The 13,974-nt window shown below is 69.3% G+C and carries 11 protein-coding genes and 1 riboswitch; of the genes, 7 read left to right on the plus strand and 4 right to left on the minus strand.

The window, feature by feature from the left end; genetic code table 11:
- Positions 1–177: 177 nt before the first annotated feature.
- From ABZ862_RS23860 to ABZ862_RS23870, 3 genes are all read left to right on the plus strand, one after another.
- Positions 178–390, plus strand: a complete 213-nt coding sequence (locus tag ABZ862_RS23860; protein ID WP_360961311.1) for a DUF5326 family protein — start codon at positions 178–180, stop codon at positions 388–390.
- A 344-nt stretch (positions 391–734) separates the two neighbouring features.
- Entirely contained in the window at positions 735–1,478 is a 744-nt protein-coding gene (locus ABZ862_RS23865) for a helix-turn-helix domain-containing protein (protein ID WP_360961313.1), read from the plus strand.
- 98 nt (positions 1,479–1,576) lie between these two features.
- Positions 1,577–2,014, plus strand: coding sequence for an SsgA family sporulation/cell division regulator (locus tag ABZ862_RS23870; RefSeq protein ID WP_360961316.1), 438 nt, complete (start codon positions 1,577–1,579; stop codon positions 2,012–2,014).
- A 98-nt stretch (positions 2,015–2,112) separates the two neighbouring features.
- On the opposite strand, the gene ABZ862_RS23875 is transcribed toward ABZ862_RS23870, so the two are convergent.
- A complete protein-coding gene (locus ABZ862_RS23875; protein ID WP_360961319.1) occupies positions 2,113–3,498 on the minus strand; it encodes a YibE/F family protein in 1,386 nt (461 codons plus the stop codon).
- 71 nt (positions 3,499–3,569) lie between these two features.
- Positions 3,570–3,749, plus strand: a riboswitch (TPP riboswitch).
- Here ABZ862_RS23875 and thiC point away from each other — a divergent pair.
- Entirely contained in the window at positions 3,742–5,526 is a 1,785-nt protein-coding gene (gene thiC, locus ABZ862_RS23880; protein ID WP_360961321.1) for a phosphomethylpyrimidine synthase ThiC, read from the plus strand. Its footprint overlaps the riboswitch before it by 8 nt.
- Positions 5,527–5,654: 128 nt before the next feature.
- Here thiC and ABZ862_RS23885 read toward each other — a convergent pair whose 3' ends face one another.
- The 3 genes from ABZ862_RS23885 to ABZ862_RS23895 form a co-directional block, all read right to left on the minus strand.
- On the minus strand, positions 5,655–6,581 hold the full coding sequence (locus tag ABZ862_RS23885; RefSeq protein ID WP_360961324.1) for a hypothetical protein: 927 nt from the start codon (positions 6,579–6,581) through the stop codon (positions 5,655–5,657).
- 182 nt (positions 6,582–6,763) lie between these two features.
- Positions 6,764–7,849: a metallophosphoesterase gene (locus ABZ862_RS23890; protein ID WP_360961326.1), complete on the minus strand. Its 1,086-nt coding sequence runs from the start codon at positions 7,847–7,849 to the stop codon at positions 6,764–6,766.
- A gap of 198 nt (positions 7,850–8,047) precedes the next feature.
- Positions 8,048–9,160 (minus strand): LacI family DNA-binding transcriptional regulator, encoded by a 1,113-nt coding sequence (locus tag ABZ862_RS23895; protein WP_360961329.1) that lies wholly within the window; start codon positions 9,158–9,160, stop codon positions 8,048–8,050.
- Positions 9,161–9,635: 475 nt separating this feature from the next.
- Here ABZ862_RS23895 and hisC point away from each other — a divergent pair, with 475 nt between their 5' ends.
- The 3 genes from hisC to cydB all read left to right on the plus strand — a co-directional run bounded on the left by hisC (position 9,636) and on the right by cydB (position 13,871).
- Entirely contained in the window at positions 9,636–10,715 is a 1,080-nt protein-coding gene (gene hisC / locus ABZ862_RS23900) for a histidinol-phosphate transaminase (protein ID WP_360961332.1), read from the plus strand.
- A gap of 622 nt (positions 10,716–11,337) precedes the next feature.
- Positions 11,338–12,846 carry a cytochrome ubiquinol oxidase subunit I gene (locus ABZ862_RS23905; protein WP_360961335.1) on the plus strand — a complete coding sequence of 503 codons (1,509 nt, stop codon included), beginning with the start codon at positions 11,338–11,340 and terminating at the stop codon, positions 12,844–12,846.
- Between the two features lie 20 nt (positions 12,847–12,866).
- Positions 12,867–13,871, plus strand: a complete 1,005-nt coding sequence (cydB, locus tag ABZ862_RS23910) for a cytochrome d ubiquinol oxidase subunit II (protein ID WP_360961338.1) — start codon at positions 12,867–12,869, stop codon at positions 13,869–13,871.
- The last annotated feature ends 103 nt before the right edge of the window (positions 13,872–13,974 follow it).

Below are 13,974 nucleotides of genomic sequence, written 5' to 3' on the forward strand. Positions count from 1 at the left end.
GTTCTCCCCGATTCCCTAGGGGATCGCTCAGGGGCGGACAAGGGACGCGAGGCCCCCGCCCGGGCACTGCCCGGCCTAGCATCAAGGGCAGAGGACAGGAGGATCCGGCACCCGAAGGTGCGGGACCTCTACGGACCCCGGCAGTGACGACGGGCAGAGAGGCAAAGGACGAAGGCAATGGGTGAGATCTTCACAGGACTGCCGTGGTGGGTGAAGTGGATCGCGGTGCCGGTCATCGCGCTGGTCGTGTTCGGCGGGCTGATCGCCACCGTCGTCGGCTTCGTGATCGGTCTGCTGTTCAAGCTGCTGGTCTTCGTGGCCCTGGTCGGCGGACTGATCTATGTGGTGCGGAGGTTCATGTCGGGTTCCTCGTCGCGCGGCGACTGGTGAGCGCCGCGGCGGCCGGTGACCGGTGACCGGTGAGGGATCCGGTTCCGCTCGTTCCCTCGCGGGAGGGAAGTTTGCCCGCGCGGGGTGACTGCGGACGGCGGGGCGAGGTTAGAGTCCGAAGTTCCCCGTGGGACCGGTCCCCACGGGCGCCGTACGACTCCGCCCGTGTTCCTCTCCGGCACGGGTCGGCCCCCCTCGCGCTCCGGGAGTGACCCTTGGCCACGGCTGACACCGCACCCGCACAACCCCAGGCACTCCCCGCACCACCGAAGCAGCGGCGCTCCCCGGAGGCCGGCACGGCAGGGCCCCCGGGACAGCGGGCTCCGGCGGACCGGACGCGTGAGGTGACGCTCATCGGGTCCGTGCAGCGGGCCATGCGGTTGCTGGAAGCCGTCGCCGGGCACGAGCGCGGAGCGCCCGCCAAGCAACTCGCCCGGGAGACCGGGCTCGCCCTCCCCACCGCGTACCACCTGCTGCGCACCCTGGTGCACGAGGGCTATCTGCGGCGCGACGGAGGGCGGTTCCATCTCGGTGCCGCTGTGGAGCGGCTCGGCATCGGCGCCGCCGAGCAGAAACGTCGCGGCACGATCGCCGACACACTCGGCCGGTGGCGTGATTCGATCGGCGCACCTGTGTACTACGCGGTCTATCGCGACGGCGAGATCGACATCCTGGGCGTCGCCGACACTCCAGGGAACCCGGCTGTCGAGGAGTGGGCCGACCTGCGCGAGACGGCGCACGCGCACGCCATCGGTCAGTGTCTGCTGGCCCAGCTGGACGACGACGCACGCCGTGACCACCTCGAGCGCCACCCCGTGCGCCCTCTCACTCCGTACACGGTGCGTGACAGTGACACCCTGCTACGCCGTCTGGAGCGGGCCCGGCGGGCCGAACCGGTGGTCGAGCGCCAGGAATACGCCCTGGGCACGGTGTGTGCCGCGATCCCCATCACGATCGGCGGCGCGGCGGCCAGTATGGCCATCTCCCTGCCCTCTGACCAGGCGGAACGGCTGCTGCCCGCGGCCCGCTGGCTACAGGCGGAACTGGAGCGGCTGATGGGTTCGCGCGCCCTCTTTATCAGTATCTGAAAACTTACTCCTTGTGATCTGATGCCTACGGTGAGCAAGATGCCCACAATGTGTGGGGGATCATTCCCGGCCAGTCGGTGTCATATGCGGGGTAGGCGATGGGCGAGTCCGTACAGGCAGAAGTCATGATGAGTTTCCTCGTCTCCGAGGAGCTCTCGTTCCGGATCCCGGTGGAGTTGCGCTACGAGACCTGTGATCCCTACGCCGTGCGGCTGACCTTTCATCTGCCCGGCGACGCCCCGGTGACCTGGACGTTCGCCCGGGAGCTGATGGTCGACGGAATCGGCGCACCGACCGGCGACGGCGATGTGCGCATCGCGCCCGCGGACGGGGAGTCGGCCGGCGAGGTGCTGATCCGGCTTCAGGTGGGCGGCGAACAGGCCCTGTTCCGCTCCGGGGCGGCGCCCCTGGTGGCTTTTCTGGACCGGACCGACCGGCTGGTGCCGATCGGCCAGGAGGGTGCCGGGGCCGACCTCGACGACCGTCTCGACGACGTGCTGGACAGGATCCTGACCGAGGAACAGAACGCGGGCTGAGGGCGGCCGGTGAGGCCCAGGGCGGTGCCGTAACGCTTCTTCAGGCGCCGTCCCCGTCCCGGTCCTCCAAGGGCCTCAGAAGCGCCCTTGAGGCGTTCTCAGCGCTTGCGGCGCCGTCCCCGTCCCCCGCGTGCGGGAGCCTGCGCCGGATCCGCGGGAGCCTGCTGCGGGCCGGGGCGGTCGGCGGCGACCACCAGGGCGGCGAGTGCCGTGGTGACCGGCACCGATGCGACGAGCCCGATCGAGCCGACCAGCGTCCGGACGATCTCCTCGGCGACGAGTTCGCTGTTGGCCACCGTGCCCACGCTGCTCTGCGCTATCGAGAACAGCAGCAGCAGGGGGAGCGCCGCGCCCGCGTAGGCGAGGACGAGGGTGTTGACCACGGAGGCGATGTGGTCGCGGCCGATGCGGATACCGGCGCGGTACAGCGCCCGCCGGCCCATCGACGGATTCGCCTCGTGCAGCTCCCACACGGCGGACGTCTGGGTGACCGTGACGTCGTCCAGGACGCCGAGCGAGCCGATGATGACACCGGCGAGCAGCAGACCGCTCATGTCGATCGACGGATACAGACCGTGGATCAGACCGGTGTTGTCGTCCGTGTTGCCGGTCAGTGCGGCCCAGCCGATGAACTGGGAGCCCAGGACGCCGATCAGGGTCAGGGAGACGAGGGTGCCGAGCACCGCCACCGAGGTACGGGCCGACAGACCGTGGCACAGGTAGAGGGCGATGAGCATGATGGCGCTCGCCCCGACCACCGCTACGACCAGCGGATCCGAGCCCTCCAGGATCGCCGGGAGGATGAAGAGGGTCAGCACCAGGAAGCTGACGGCCAGTGCGACCAGCGCCATGACACCGCGCATCCGGCCCACCACGACCACGGCGAGTGCGAAGACGGCGGCGAGCAGTCCCACGGGCAGTCTGCGGTTCACATCGGCGACCGAGTACTGCAGGTCTTTCGGCGCCGAGGGTTCGTAGGCGACCACGACCTTCTCGCCCTGGTGCAGTTGCCGCGACTGGTCGGGCTGCACGATCTCCGTGAAGGTCCTGCCCTTGTCGCTTCCGGTGTCGACCCGGATCGTCGCCTTCTTGCAGGTGCCGCCCTCCTTCTCCGCCCCGGCGGTGTTCCCGGTGCCGGCGGTGTCGCCTGTCGGCACCGAGCCCGAGGCGTTCACGGACTTGCAGCTCACGCCCACGACCTCGGTGACCGTCGCCTGGTGCGACTGCCGGTCGAAGCCGACACCGGTGCGTTTGTGCGCGGGGGCGTCACCGGGCCACAGCACGACGAGTCCCGCGACGACCGCCACGGTGAACGGGATCAGGACCGCCGCGATGACCTTGCGCAGCCGCTTGGAGACGGGCGCCGCCGGGCCATGGCTGTGGCTGTGCCCGTGGCCGCCTCGGAGGTCCGGCGGGGGACCGGGTCCGTCACCGGCGTGCGGCCCGGGCGGCGGCGGGTGTGGGGGCTGGTGCGTCGAGGTCACCGCCAGATCATCGCAAGAACGGCGGGCGCCCACTGTTCAGCGCGTCACATGTGCCGCTAGCGTGGAGGCACCTTTGCACACGCGGGAGCTCGGAGCACCGGGCTGAGAGGGCGCTGACCTCCGTCTTCGCGATGTTTCACGTGGAACGAGTGCTGTTTCACCGGGAAACACCGGACGACGGTGAACCGCTGCGCCGACCGCCGAACCTGTTACCGGGTAATGCCGGCGTAGGGAGTAGGTCTCATGACCAACAAGGACGTGCGCACGCCTGCCTCCGTCCAGGACGGGCGGTCCCCGGAGGCCGCGGGGTCCGTCGGCTGGCACAAGGCGTACCTCGAGGGTTCGCGCCCCGATGTGCGGGTGCCGGTCCGTCAGGTGCATCTCACCGACGGGCGGTCGGTCGCGCTGTACGACACCTCCGGCCCGTACACCGATCCGCTCGTCGGTACCGATGTCCGCAGGGGTCTGCCGCCGCTGAGGGAGAACTGGATCACCGCCCGCGGTGACACCGAGGAGTATCCGGGCAGGCCGGTGCGCCCGGAGGACGACGGCATCCGGCACACCTCGCCGCGGGGCGGCCTGCGCAATCTCGACGCGGTCTTCCCGGGACGGCCCCGGCAGCCGCGCCGCGGCCGGGACGGTACGGCGGTGACCCAGCTCGCCCATGCGCGACGGGGCGTGATCACGCCGGAGATGGAGTTCGCGGCACTGCGCGAGAACGTCTCTCCGGAGGTGGTCCGTGAGGAGATCGCGGCCGGCCGGGCCGTGCTGCCCGCCAACGTCAACCATCCGGAGAGCGAGCCGATGATCATCGGCAAGCGGTTCCTGGTGAAGGTCAACGCGAACATCGGCAACTCCGCGGTCACGTCCTCCATCGAGGAGGAGGTCGAGAAGATGACCTGGGCGACCCGCTGGGGCGCCGATACGGTCATGGACCTGTCCACCGGCCGCAACATCCACACCACGCGTGAGTGGGTGCTGCGCAACTCCCCCGTGCCCATCGGCACGGTTCCGCTCTACCAGGCGCTGGAGAAGACCGACGGGAGGGCGGAGGAGCTGACCTGGGAGATCTACCGGGACACCGTCGTGGAGCAGGCCGAGCAGGGCGTGGACTACATGACCGTCCACGCGGGTGTCCGGCTGGCGTACGTCCCCCTGACGGCGAACCGGAAGACCGGCATCGTCTCGCGCGGCGGCTCGATCATGGCGGCCTGGTGCCTGGCGCACCACAGGGAGTCGTTCCTGTACGAGCACTTCGAGGAGCTCTGCGAGATCCTGGCCGCCTACGACGTCACCTACTCGCTGGGTGACGGTCTGCGACCGGGCTCGATCGCCGATGCCAACGACGAGGCGCAGTTCGCGGAACTGCGCACGCTCGGGGAACTCAACCGGATCGCCAGGCGTTTCAACGTTCAGGCCATGATCGAGGGCCCGGGACATGTCCCGATGCACAAGATCAAGGAGAACATCGACCTTCAGCAGGAGATCTGCGATGAAGCTCCGTTCTATACGCTCGGCCCGCTGACGACGGACGTCGCTCCCGGGTACGACCACATCACCTCGGGCATCGGTGCCGCGATGATCGCCTGGTGGGGTACGGCGATGCTCTGCTACGTGACACCCAAGGAACATCTGGGCCTGCCGGACCGCGACGACGTCAAGACCGGTGTGATCACCTACAAGATCGCCGCGCACGCGGCCGACCTGGCCAAGGGGCACCCGGACGCGCAGACCTGGGACGACGCGTTGTCGGACGCCCGCTTCGAGTTCCGCTGGGAGGACCAGTTCAACCTGGCCGTCGATCCGGACACGGCACGGGAGTTCCACGACGCGACCCTGCCGGCGGAGCCGGCCAAGACGGCCCATTTCTGCTCCATGTGCGGGCCCAAGTTCTGCAGCATGAAGATCAGCCAGACCATCCGCCGTGAACACGGCGGCACTCGGGAGGAGATCGAGGAGGGCATGGCGAAGAAATCGGAGGAGTTCGCGGCCGCGGGCAACCGGGTCTATCTGCCCGTGACGGACTGACCTCGCGGGCCCGCCCCGGAGAAGGGGCCTGCCTCGCGAGGGGTCCCTGTGGCCGTCGGCGCCGGTTCGGCCGGTGTGCCGGCTCCCGGAGACACAAGCCGAGGGCTGCTCGGTCCGCGGGCCGAGGGCTACTCGGGCTGGTGCTCCGGTCCCCCGAAGTCCGGGCTGGTGAAGTCCGGGCTGGTGAAGCTCGGGCGGTGACCGGGGGCGGGTCCGTCGTCCGGGCTGGTGAAGTCCGGGCTCGTGAAGCTCGGGCGGTGGCCCGGGGAGGGTCCGTCGTCCGGGCTGCTGAATCCGGGGCTGTCGTAGCCGAGGCGCGGTATGCGGCTGGTCGGTGCCGGCGGGGTCGGGCGGGGCGGTGCGGCGGTCGCGCCGGGCCCGGTGACGGCTTCCTGAAGGAAGGGCAGTATGCCCCGTTCGAGCAGGGCCTCCCGCCAGGCGTCCCTGGCCTCGGCGACGTCCGCCGGCAGTTCGCCGTACGGTCCGTCGTCCAGGGCGGGGCGGTTGCGCACGGCCGTGAGCAGCAGTCCCGCACCGGCGACGAGGATCGCTGCCGCGGTCAGGGCGCCGAACACCCATCCGGTGGTGAGCATGGTCCGGGCGAACGCCGGCTGCGGGTCGAGCATCTTGAGGATGTAACCCACGAGCAGGAAGATCGCCGCGGCGGTTCCGGCGAGGACGGGAGTGAGGACGGCGGCGACGGCGACGGCGCCCGCGCCGGTCGTCTCCGCGACGCCCTCCATGGTGGTGGCGAGCCCCGTCGCGCCGTCCGGATCCAGGATGCCGGTGAGGTCGGCGGCCGACGGGGTGGACGGCGCCGGGTGGCGCAGTTCCTCGCGGACCTTCACATAGTGCTGGTACTCGGTCGCCGCGGCCGCCGCTATGAGCGCGGAGGCGTTGAGCGCCGCGGTGCGCAGCTGTTCCGTGTTCAGCCGCTGGGTGACAGCGGCCAGTTCCGGGTGCTGAGGTGCGGAGCGCAGCGCCTCGTCGAGGATCCGCTCGAACTCGACGCGGTCCTCGTTCAGCAGGTGCTGCGGAACGCTGTTCATGTGCATCCCCCGATGCTCCGTAGGGCTTGGGGCTCGCACGCTGACGAGCCGTCGGGCAGAAACGGAGGGGAGCCTGCTACGGATATTCCGATGGTAGAGCGGCGACGGCACGTGGTGACAGGGGGTTTGCCGAATTCGGCCCCCCTGTCCCCGGGCTCGCCGCCCGCGGTCGCCCGCCCGGTGAACGCTCAGTTCTCCGTGGGCAGTTGCTGGACCAGCAGTTTTCCGGCCATGGTCACCCCGCCGTCCATCGCGATGGCGAGGCCCTCGGCGTACACGTGTGGTCCTTCGACGACCGGGCCCGTTCCCTCCTCGCCGTCCTCGGAACCGACTTCACCGAGCAGATAGGGGATGGGGCTGTGCCCGTGAACGATGCGGGTGCCGCCGTACGTATCGAGCAGGGAGCGCACGGCGTCGGCGCCGCCCTCGTCGCGGAAGGAGAAGCGCTTGGTGAACTTGCGGAAGAGGTCCCAGACCTCGTCCGCGTCGTTACGGGTGAGGGTCTCGCGGATGGTGTCGTTGACGGCCTCGATCGAGTCGCCGTAGTCGAGGTAGGAGGTGGTGTCGGAGTGGACCAGCAGATAGCCGTCCTCCAGTTCCATGGCGTCCAGGCGTGCCATCCACTGGAGGTGGTGGTCCTGGAGGCGGTCCATGTCGGTCTTCTGGCCGCCGTTGAGGAGCCAGGCGGCCTGGAAGGTGGCGGTGCCCGCGCCGGAGTTGACGGGGGTGTCGCCGAACCGTTTGGCGCCGAGCAGCAGCAGCTCGTGGTTGCCCATGAGGGCCTTGCAGTAGCCGCCGGCGGCCGCGGCCTCCGCGGACAGCCGCATCACGAGGTCGATGACGCCGATGCCGTCAGGGCCCCGGTCGGTGAAGTCGCCGAGGAACCAGACGCGGGCGTTGTCCGCGCACCACCGGGCCTCGGCGTCGACGAGGCCCTGTTCCCGGAGCGCGGCGACCAGCTCGTCGAGATAGCCGTGCACATCGCCGACGACGTAGAGCGGGCCCGGACCGTCGGCGGGCCGTGCTGCCGCGAGCGCCGCCGGGTCGACGGTCACCTGGACCGTGTCACCGCGGTGGATGACGGGCAGGTCGCGTTGCGTCGGCGTGTAGTCCTCCGGATACTCCGCCGGCGGCTCGGGGAGCGGCCGGCCGGCCTCACCGGGGGCCGCTTCCTGGTCGTACGCTCCGGTCTCGTGGACGTATGCCGGTACCCGGAAGTCGCGCAACGTCGCCGTCCGCTCCACCTCGGGTCCCTGACCGGCCCCCTGAGTCATCAGACCCCTCCACCATCGCGCCGCATCTGCACCTCCTCGGACTGCCTGGTCGCAGCGGCCCGCGGTGTCGTGGGCCCATCATAGGAATGCGGATCGCGCCATGTGATGACCCAGGGGTGGTGAATCGGGACCGGACTCCGGTTCACAGCCGTTTTCGCCCCGATTGGGCAGGGGTTCGGCCCTCGGTGAGGGCCTGGTTCACCCCTGCTCGGGTGATCTCGGCGGGCTGACCGTCGTGCGTGGCGGTCGCCGCTGGGACGACGTGCGCACGATCAGCTCGGTCGGTATCACCTGTTCGACGGGATCGTCGGTCCCGGCCCCTTCGATGGCGTCGATCAGCAGTTGCACCACGGCGGTGCCGATACGGCGCGGCTTGAGGGACAGGGTGGTGACGGGCGGCTCGGTGTTGGCGTAGACGGTGGACTCGCTGCAGCACACGAGCAGCAGGTCCTCCGGGACGCGCAGTCCGTAGCGCCGGGCGGCGGCGAGGAGATCGGTGCCGTTGGGGTCGAACAGGCCGTAGACGGCGTCGGGCCGGTCGGGCCTGGCGAGCAGCCGGTCGGCGGCGACGGCGCCCGCACACGGGTCGTGCGCCGGGTAGGCCTCGTACACCGGCTCCTGGCCGACGCGTTCGCACCAGTGCAGATAGGCACTGGTCGACAGATGGGTGTAGGTGTCGGTGCTGGTCCCCGTGAGCAGGCCGATGCGGCGGGCACCGGACTCGGCCAGATGGTCGAGGATGCCGAGGACGGCGGCCTCGTGGTCGTTGTCGACCCAGGCGGTGACCGGGAGCGCGCCGGCGGGGCGGCCGTCGGAGACGACGGGTAAGCCCTGCCGGACCAGCTCGCTGACCACGGGGTCCTGGTCGGAGGGGTCGATGACGACCGTGCCGTCCAGGGCGACGTTGGACCACACGTCGTGGCGCGAGGTCGCGGGCAGGATCACCAGGGCGTAGCCGCGGGCGAGCGCGGCCGAGGTGGCGGCGCGCGCCATCTCGGCGAAGTACGCGAACTCGGTGAAGGTGAAAGGTTCATCCCCGTACGTGGTCACGGTCAGGCCGATGAGACCGGACTTGCCGGTACGGAGCGTGCGGGCCGCGGCCGACGGGCGGTAGCCCAGCCGTTCGGCGACCTCGCGGACGTGGCGGCGGGTGGCGTCCGGGAGCCTGCCCTTGCCGTTCAGGGCGTCGGATACGGTCGTGATGGAGACTCCGGCGGCGGCGGCCACGTCCCTGATGCCCGCCCGTCCCGGCCTGTTGCCTCGGCGTGAGGTTTCCGCGCGGCTCACCTGGTGCTTCCCTGCTGCTGTCATGGCGTGCCGATAGTAGGGCTCCTGCGGTGGGGTAGGGCGGACGCATATGCAGGCATCGACAGGCACGTTTCTGCAAGGTCAAAACATATCAACGGCCTTGGAAAGCAAGCCAGTTGCACGATCCCATGGTGGTACGTGCGGCATCGGAGCGGATGGGCCTGCCAAGTTCTTCATGTTTCGAAGAGGTCTCAACTCACCTGCACGAGCGATGCGCGCCACGGCGTGAGCCACCGGCGCGTAGATATATGTACGACGCGCCCCTGATTCGTGTGATTCCGTCCGGTGATGCCCCTGATTGCTCCCGTGCCGGAAGAGGTCCGGATTCCTGGCCGGAAAGCCATGCCGGGATCCGTGGCGCGGGTCGCTGAACGAGGTCGCCGGCCCCCGTTCGCAGGGGTGCCCCGTGCTCATAAGGTGAGAAGTATGGGAAGCCGGCGGCGCTGACGGGCCGCCGGTGGTCACGAGGAGGACTGCGGTGAGCGAGACGAGCCCCAAGCTACGAGCCGAGCTGGAGGGTATCCCCACCTACAAGCCGGGCAGGCCCGCCGCGGCGGGCGGCCCCGTGGCCTACAAGCTGTCCTCCAACGAGAACCCCTACCCCCCGCTGCCCGGCGTGATGGAGACCGTCACCGCGGCCGCGGCCTCTTTCAACCGTTACCCCGACATGGCCTGCACCGGACTGACGGCCGAGCTCGCCGAACGCTTCGCCGTCCCGCTCTCCCACCTCGCCACCGGCACCGGCTCGGTCGGCGTCGCCCAGCAACTGGTCCAGGCGACCAGCGGCCCCGGCGACGAGGTCGTCTACGCCTGGCGGTCCTTCGAGGCCTATCCGATCATCACGCAGATCTCCGGCGCCACCGCCGTGCAGGTGCCGCTGACGCCGGGTGATGTGCACGACCTGGACGCGATGGCCGACGCGATCACCGAGCGGACCCGGCTGGTCTTCGTCTGCAACCCCAACAACCCGACCGGCACGGTGGTCCGGCGGGCCGAGCTGGAGCGGTTCCTGGACCGGGTTCCCGGCGATGTGCTCGTCGTGCTGGACGAGGCGTACCGGGAGTTCATCCGTGACCCCGAGGTGCCCGACGGCGTCGAGCTGTACCGCGAGCGGCCGAACGTGTGCGTGCTGCGGACCTTCTCCAAGGCGTACGGCCTCGCCGGGCTCAGGGTCGGATTCGCGATCGCGCACGATCCGGTGGCCGCGGCGCTGCGCAAGACGGCGGTGCCGTTCGGGGTGAGCCAACTGGCCCAGGAGGCGGCGATCGCCTCGCTGCGCGCCGAGGACGAGCTGCTCGGCCGGGTCGGCTCGTTGGTGTGCGAGCGCACCCGGGTGGCCGAGGCGCTCGCCGCCCAGGGCTGGACCGTTCCGGAGAGCCAGGCCAACTTCGTGTGGTTGCGGCTGGGGGAGCGCACGGTCGCGTTCGCACAGGCCTGTGAGCAGGCGGGAGCCGTCGTACGGCCGTTCCCGGGCGACGGCGTGCGGGTGACCATCGGTGAGGCCGAGGGGAACGACATCTTCCTGAAGGCGGCGGAGGCGTTCCGCAGGGAGCTCTAGCCGGCAGGTCCGGGCCCGGCCCGGGGCTCCGGCCGGGCCCCGGCCGGGCTGCGGTGGTTTCCGGCCCGGTCGGTTCCCGGTCGGCTCGGTTTCCGGCCCGGCCGGCCTCCGGTGGTTTCCGGCTCGCTCGGCTTCCGGCCGTCTTGCGGCGGGGACTCCGGTCGGCTTCCGGTACGCCCGGACGGCGCCCGGTACCCCGCAGGCAAGGGGCCGGCCGGGAGTCCCGCACCGGCCCCGACCCGGGCCCCGCGCTCGGCTCGCGGGCCGTGATCTCCGGCCCGCACGGTCCCGGGCGCGGCCGTGCGCGGGTGAAGAAGATCACTCCGCCCGCTCACCGCGTGCCGACAAGGTGTCGGCCGATGAAATTCCCAGCTTGCGTGCCACACGTCCGGCCCGGCCATGGGCCGTAGGGGCCACCACGGCAGGGTCGTCGGGGGACGGTGTGCCTGAGTCCGCCGGTTCGCATCAGGGACCCCCGGCCCTCGAACATGTTCAAGACATGCTGCATAATCCTTGTGAATGTGAACGCGTTCACAAACGTGTCCCGGTTGCTCCCGTGATGTCCGATGCGTCCGGGGCAAACTGCCGCTTGTGACCACGGCGACATAAGGAGACTGACGACGTGGAATTGGCTTTGGCGCCGGAGACGCTGGCGCGATGGCAGTTCGGAATCACCACCGTCTACCACTTCTTGTTCGTCCCCCTCACGATCTCGCTGGCCTCCCTGGTGGCCGGCCTGCAGACCGCCTGGGTGCGAACGGACAAGGAGAAGTACCTCAGGGCCACCAAGTTCTGGGGCAAACTCTTTTTGATCAACGTCGCGATGGGTGTCGTCACCGGCATCGTGCAGGAGTTCCAGTTCGGTATGAACTGGTCCGACTACTCCCGCTTCGTCGGTGACATCTTCGGCGCGCCGCTCGCCTTCGAGGCCCTGATCGCCTTCTTCTTCGAGTCGACGTTCATCGGGCTGTGGATCTTCGGCTGGGACAAGCTGCCCAAGAAGATCCACCTGGCGACCATCTGGATGACCGCGCTCGGCACGGCGCTGTCGGCGTACTTCATCCTCGCGGCCAACTCGTGGATGCAGCACCCGGTCGGATACAAGATCAACAAGGCCAAGGGGCGGGCCGAGCTGACCGACTTCTGGCATGTGCTGACCCAGAACACCGCGCTGAGCCAGGTCTTCCACACGCTGTCCGCCGCGTTCCTGACCGGTGGCGCCTTCATGATCGGCATCGCGGCCTACCACCTGGCCCGCAAGCGCCACATCCCGGAGATGAAGAGCTCGCTGCGTCTCGGCCTGATCACCGTGGTCATCGCCGGTCTGCTCACCGCCGTCAGCGGTGACACCCTCGGCAAGGTCATGTTCAAGCAGCAGCCGATGAAGATGGCCGCCGCCGAGGCCCTGTGGAACGGTGAGGACTCCGCGCCGTTCTCGATCTTCGCCTACGGCGACGTCGACAAGGGCCACAACTCCGTCGCCATAGAGGTCCCCGGCCTGCTGTCCTTCCTGGCCAACAACGACTTCGGCTCGCACGTCCCCGGCATCAACGACGTCAACAAGGCCGAGCAGCAGAAGTACGGCCCCGGCGACTACCGGCCTGTCATCCCGGTCACCTACTGGGGCTTCCGCTGGATGATCGGCTTCGGCATGACCTCCTTCGCGCTCGGCCTGGTCGGCCTGTGGATGACGCGCAAGAAGTTCATGCTGCCCGAGCACCTGCGGGTGGGTGAGGACGAGGTGCCGAACCTGGTTCTCTTCAAGACCAAGGCCCTCGGCGAGCAGTCCACCACCTGGTTCTGGCGGATCGCTCTGTGGACGCTGGCCTTTCCGCTGATCGCCAACTCCTGGGGCTGGATCTTCACCGAGATGGGCCGTCAGCCGTGGTCGGTGTTCGGCGTGCTGACCACCGCCGACTCGGTCTCCCCCGGTGTCTCCCAGGGCGAGGTCCTCACCTCCATGACCGTACTCACCCTGCTCTACGCCATCCTCGCCGTGATCGAGGTCAAGCTGCTGGTCAAGTACGTCAAGGTCGGTCCGCCCGAGCTCACGGAAGCCGATCTCAACCCGCCCACGAAGATCGGCGGCGACTCCCGTGACGCCGACAAGCCGATGGCCTTCTCCTACTAGGCCGAGGGAGCTGCACAGTCATGGCACTGCACGACGTCTGGTTCACCCTGATCGCCGTCCTGTGGATCGGGTACTTCTTCCTCGAGGGCTTCGACTTCGGGGTCGGCATCCTCACCAAGCTGCTCGCCCGCGACCGGCCCGAGCGCCGGGTGCTCATCAATACCATCGGCCCCGTCTGGGACGGCAACGAGGTGTGGCTGCTCACGGCGGGCGGCGCGACCTTCGCCGCGTTCCCCGAGTGGTACGCCACGCTCTTCTCCGGCTTCTATCTGCCCCTGCTGATCATCCTGGTCAGCCTGATCGTCCGGGGTGTCGCCTTCGAGTACCGCTCGAAGAGGGACGACGAGAAGTGGCAGACCAACTGGGAGCACGCGATCTTCTGGTCCTCGCTCGTTCCCGCCCTGCTGTGGGGTGTCGCCTTCGGCAACATCGTGCACGGCGTGAAGATCGACCAGAACCACGAGTACGCGGGCACCTTCTTCGACCTGCTCAACCCGTACGCGCTGCTGGGCGGACTGGTCACCCTGACCCTGTTCACCTTCCACGGTGCGGTGTTCACGGCGCTGAAGACGGTCGGGGACATCCGGGAGCGGGCCCGCAAGCTCGCCCTCCAGGTCGGGATCGCCACCGCCGTCCTGGCGCTGGTCTTCCTGGTGTGGACGCAGTTCGACGGCGGTGACGCCGCCAGCCTGGTCGCGCTGGTCGTGGCCGTGCTCGCCCTGCTCGGGGCGCTGGGCGCCAACCAGATCGGCCGTGAGGGCTGGGCGTTCGCCCTGTCCGGCGTCACCATCGTGGCCGCGGTCGCGATGCTCTTCCTGACGCTCTTCCCGAACGTCATGCCGTCCACCCTCGACGACGCCTGGAGCCTCACGGTCTCCAACGCCTCCTCGAGCTCGTACACCCTGACGATCATGACGTGGTGCGCGGGGATCGCGACGCCGGTCGTCCTGCTCTACCAGGGGTGGACATACTGGGTCTTCCGCAAGCGGATCGGTACGCAGCACCTCGCCGAAGCCGCGCACTGAGTCCGGTGGAGGGGGGGGGTGGGGGGGGGTGTGTTGGTTAAAACCCACAAACCCCCCCCCCGGGGTGGGTGGGGGTTGAGGTTATAAAAAAAAAAAAGAACAG

This window comes from Streptomyces sp. NPDC047000, assembly GCF_040644295.1.
In the GTDB taxonomy this organism is placed as follows: Bacteria; Actinomycetota; Actinomycetes; order Streptomycetales; family Streptomycetaceae; genus Streptomyces.

Excerpts from the sequence above, each read along its gene's own strand:
- thiC (WP_360961321.1), top strand. The coding sequence starts at position 3,742 with ATGACCAACAAGGACGTGCGCACGCCTGCCTCCGTCCAGGACGGGCGG.
- ABZ862_RS23870 (WP_360961316.1), top strand. The coding sequence starts at position 1,577 with ATGGGCGAGTCCGTACAGGCAGAAGTCATGATGAGTTTCCTCGTCTCC.
- ABZ862_RS23890 (WP_360961326.1), bottom strand. The coding sequence starts at position 7,849 with ATGACTCAGGGGGCCGGTCAGGGACCCGAGGTGGAGCGGACGGCGACG.
- cydB (WP_360961338.1), top strand. The coding sequence starts at position 12,867 with ATGGCACTGCACGACGTCTGGTTCACCCTGATCGCCGTCCTGTGGATC.
- ABZ862_RS23860 (WP_360961311.1), top strand. The coding sequence starts at position 178 with ATGGGTGAGATCTTCACAGGACTGCCGTGGTGGGTGAAGTGGATCGCG.
- ABZ862_RS23895 (WP_360961329.1), bottom strand. The coding sequence starts at position 9,160 with ATGACAGCAGCAGGGAAGCACCAGGTGAGCCGCGCGGAAACCTCACGC.
- ABZ862_RS23885 (WP_360961324.1), bottom strand. The coding sequence starts at position 6,581 with ATGCACATGAACAGCGTTCCGCAGCACCTGCTGAACGAGGACCGCGTC.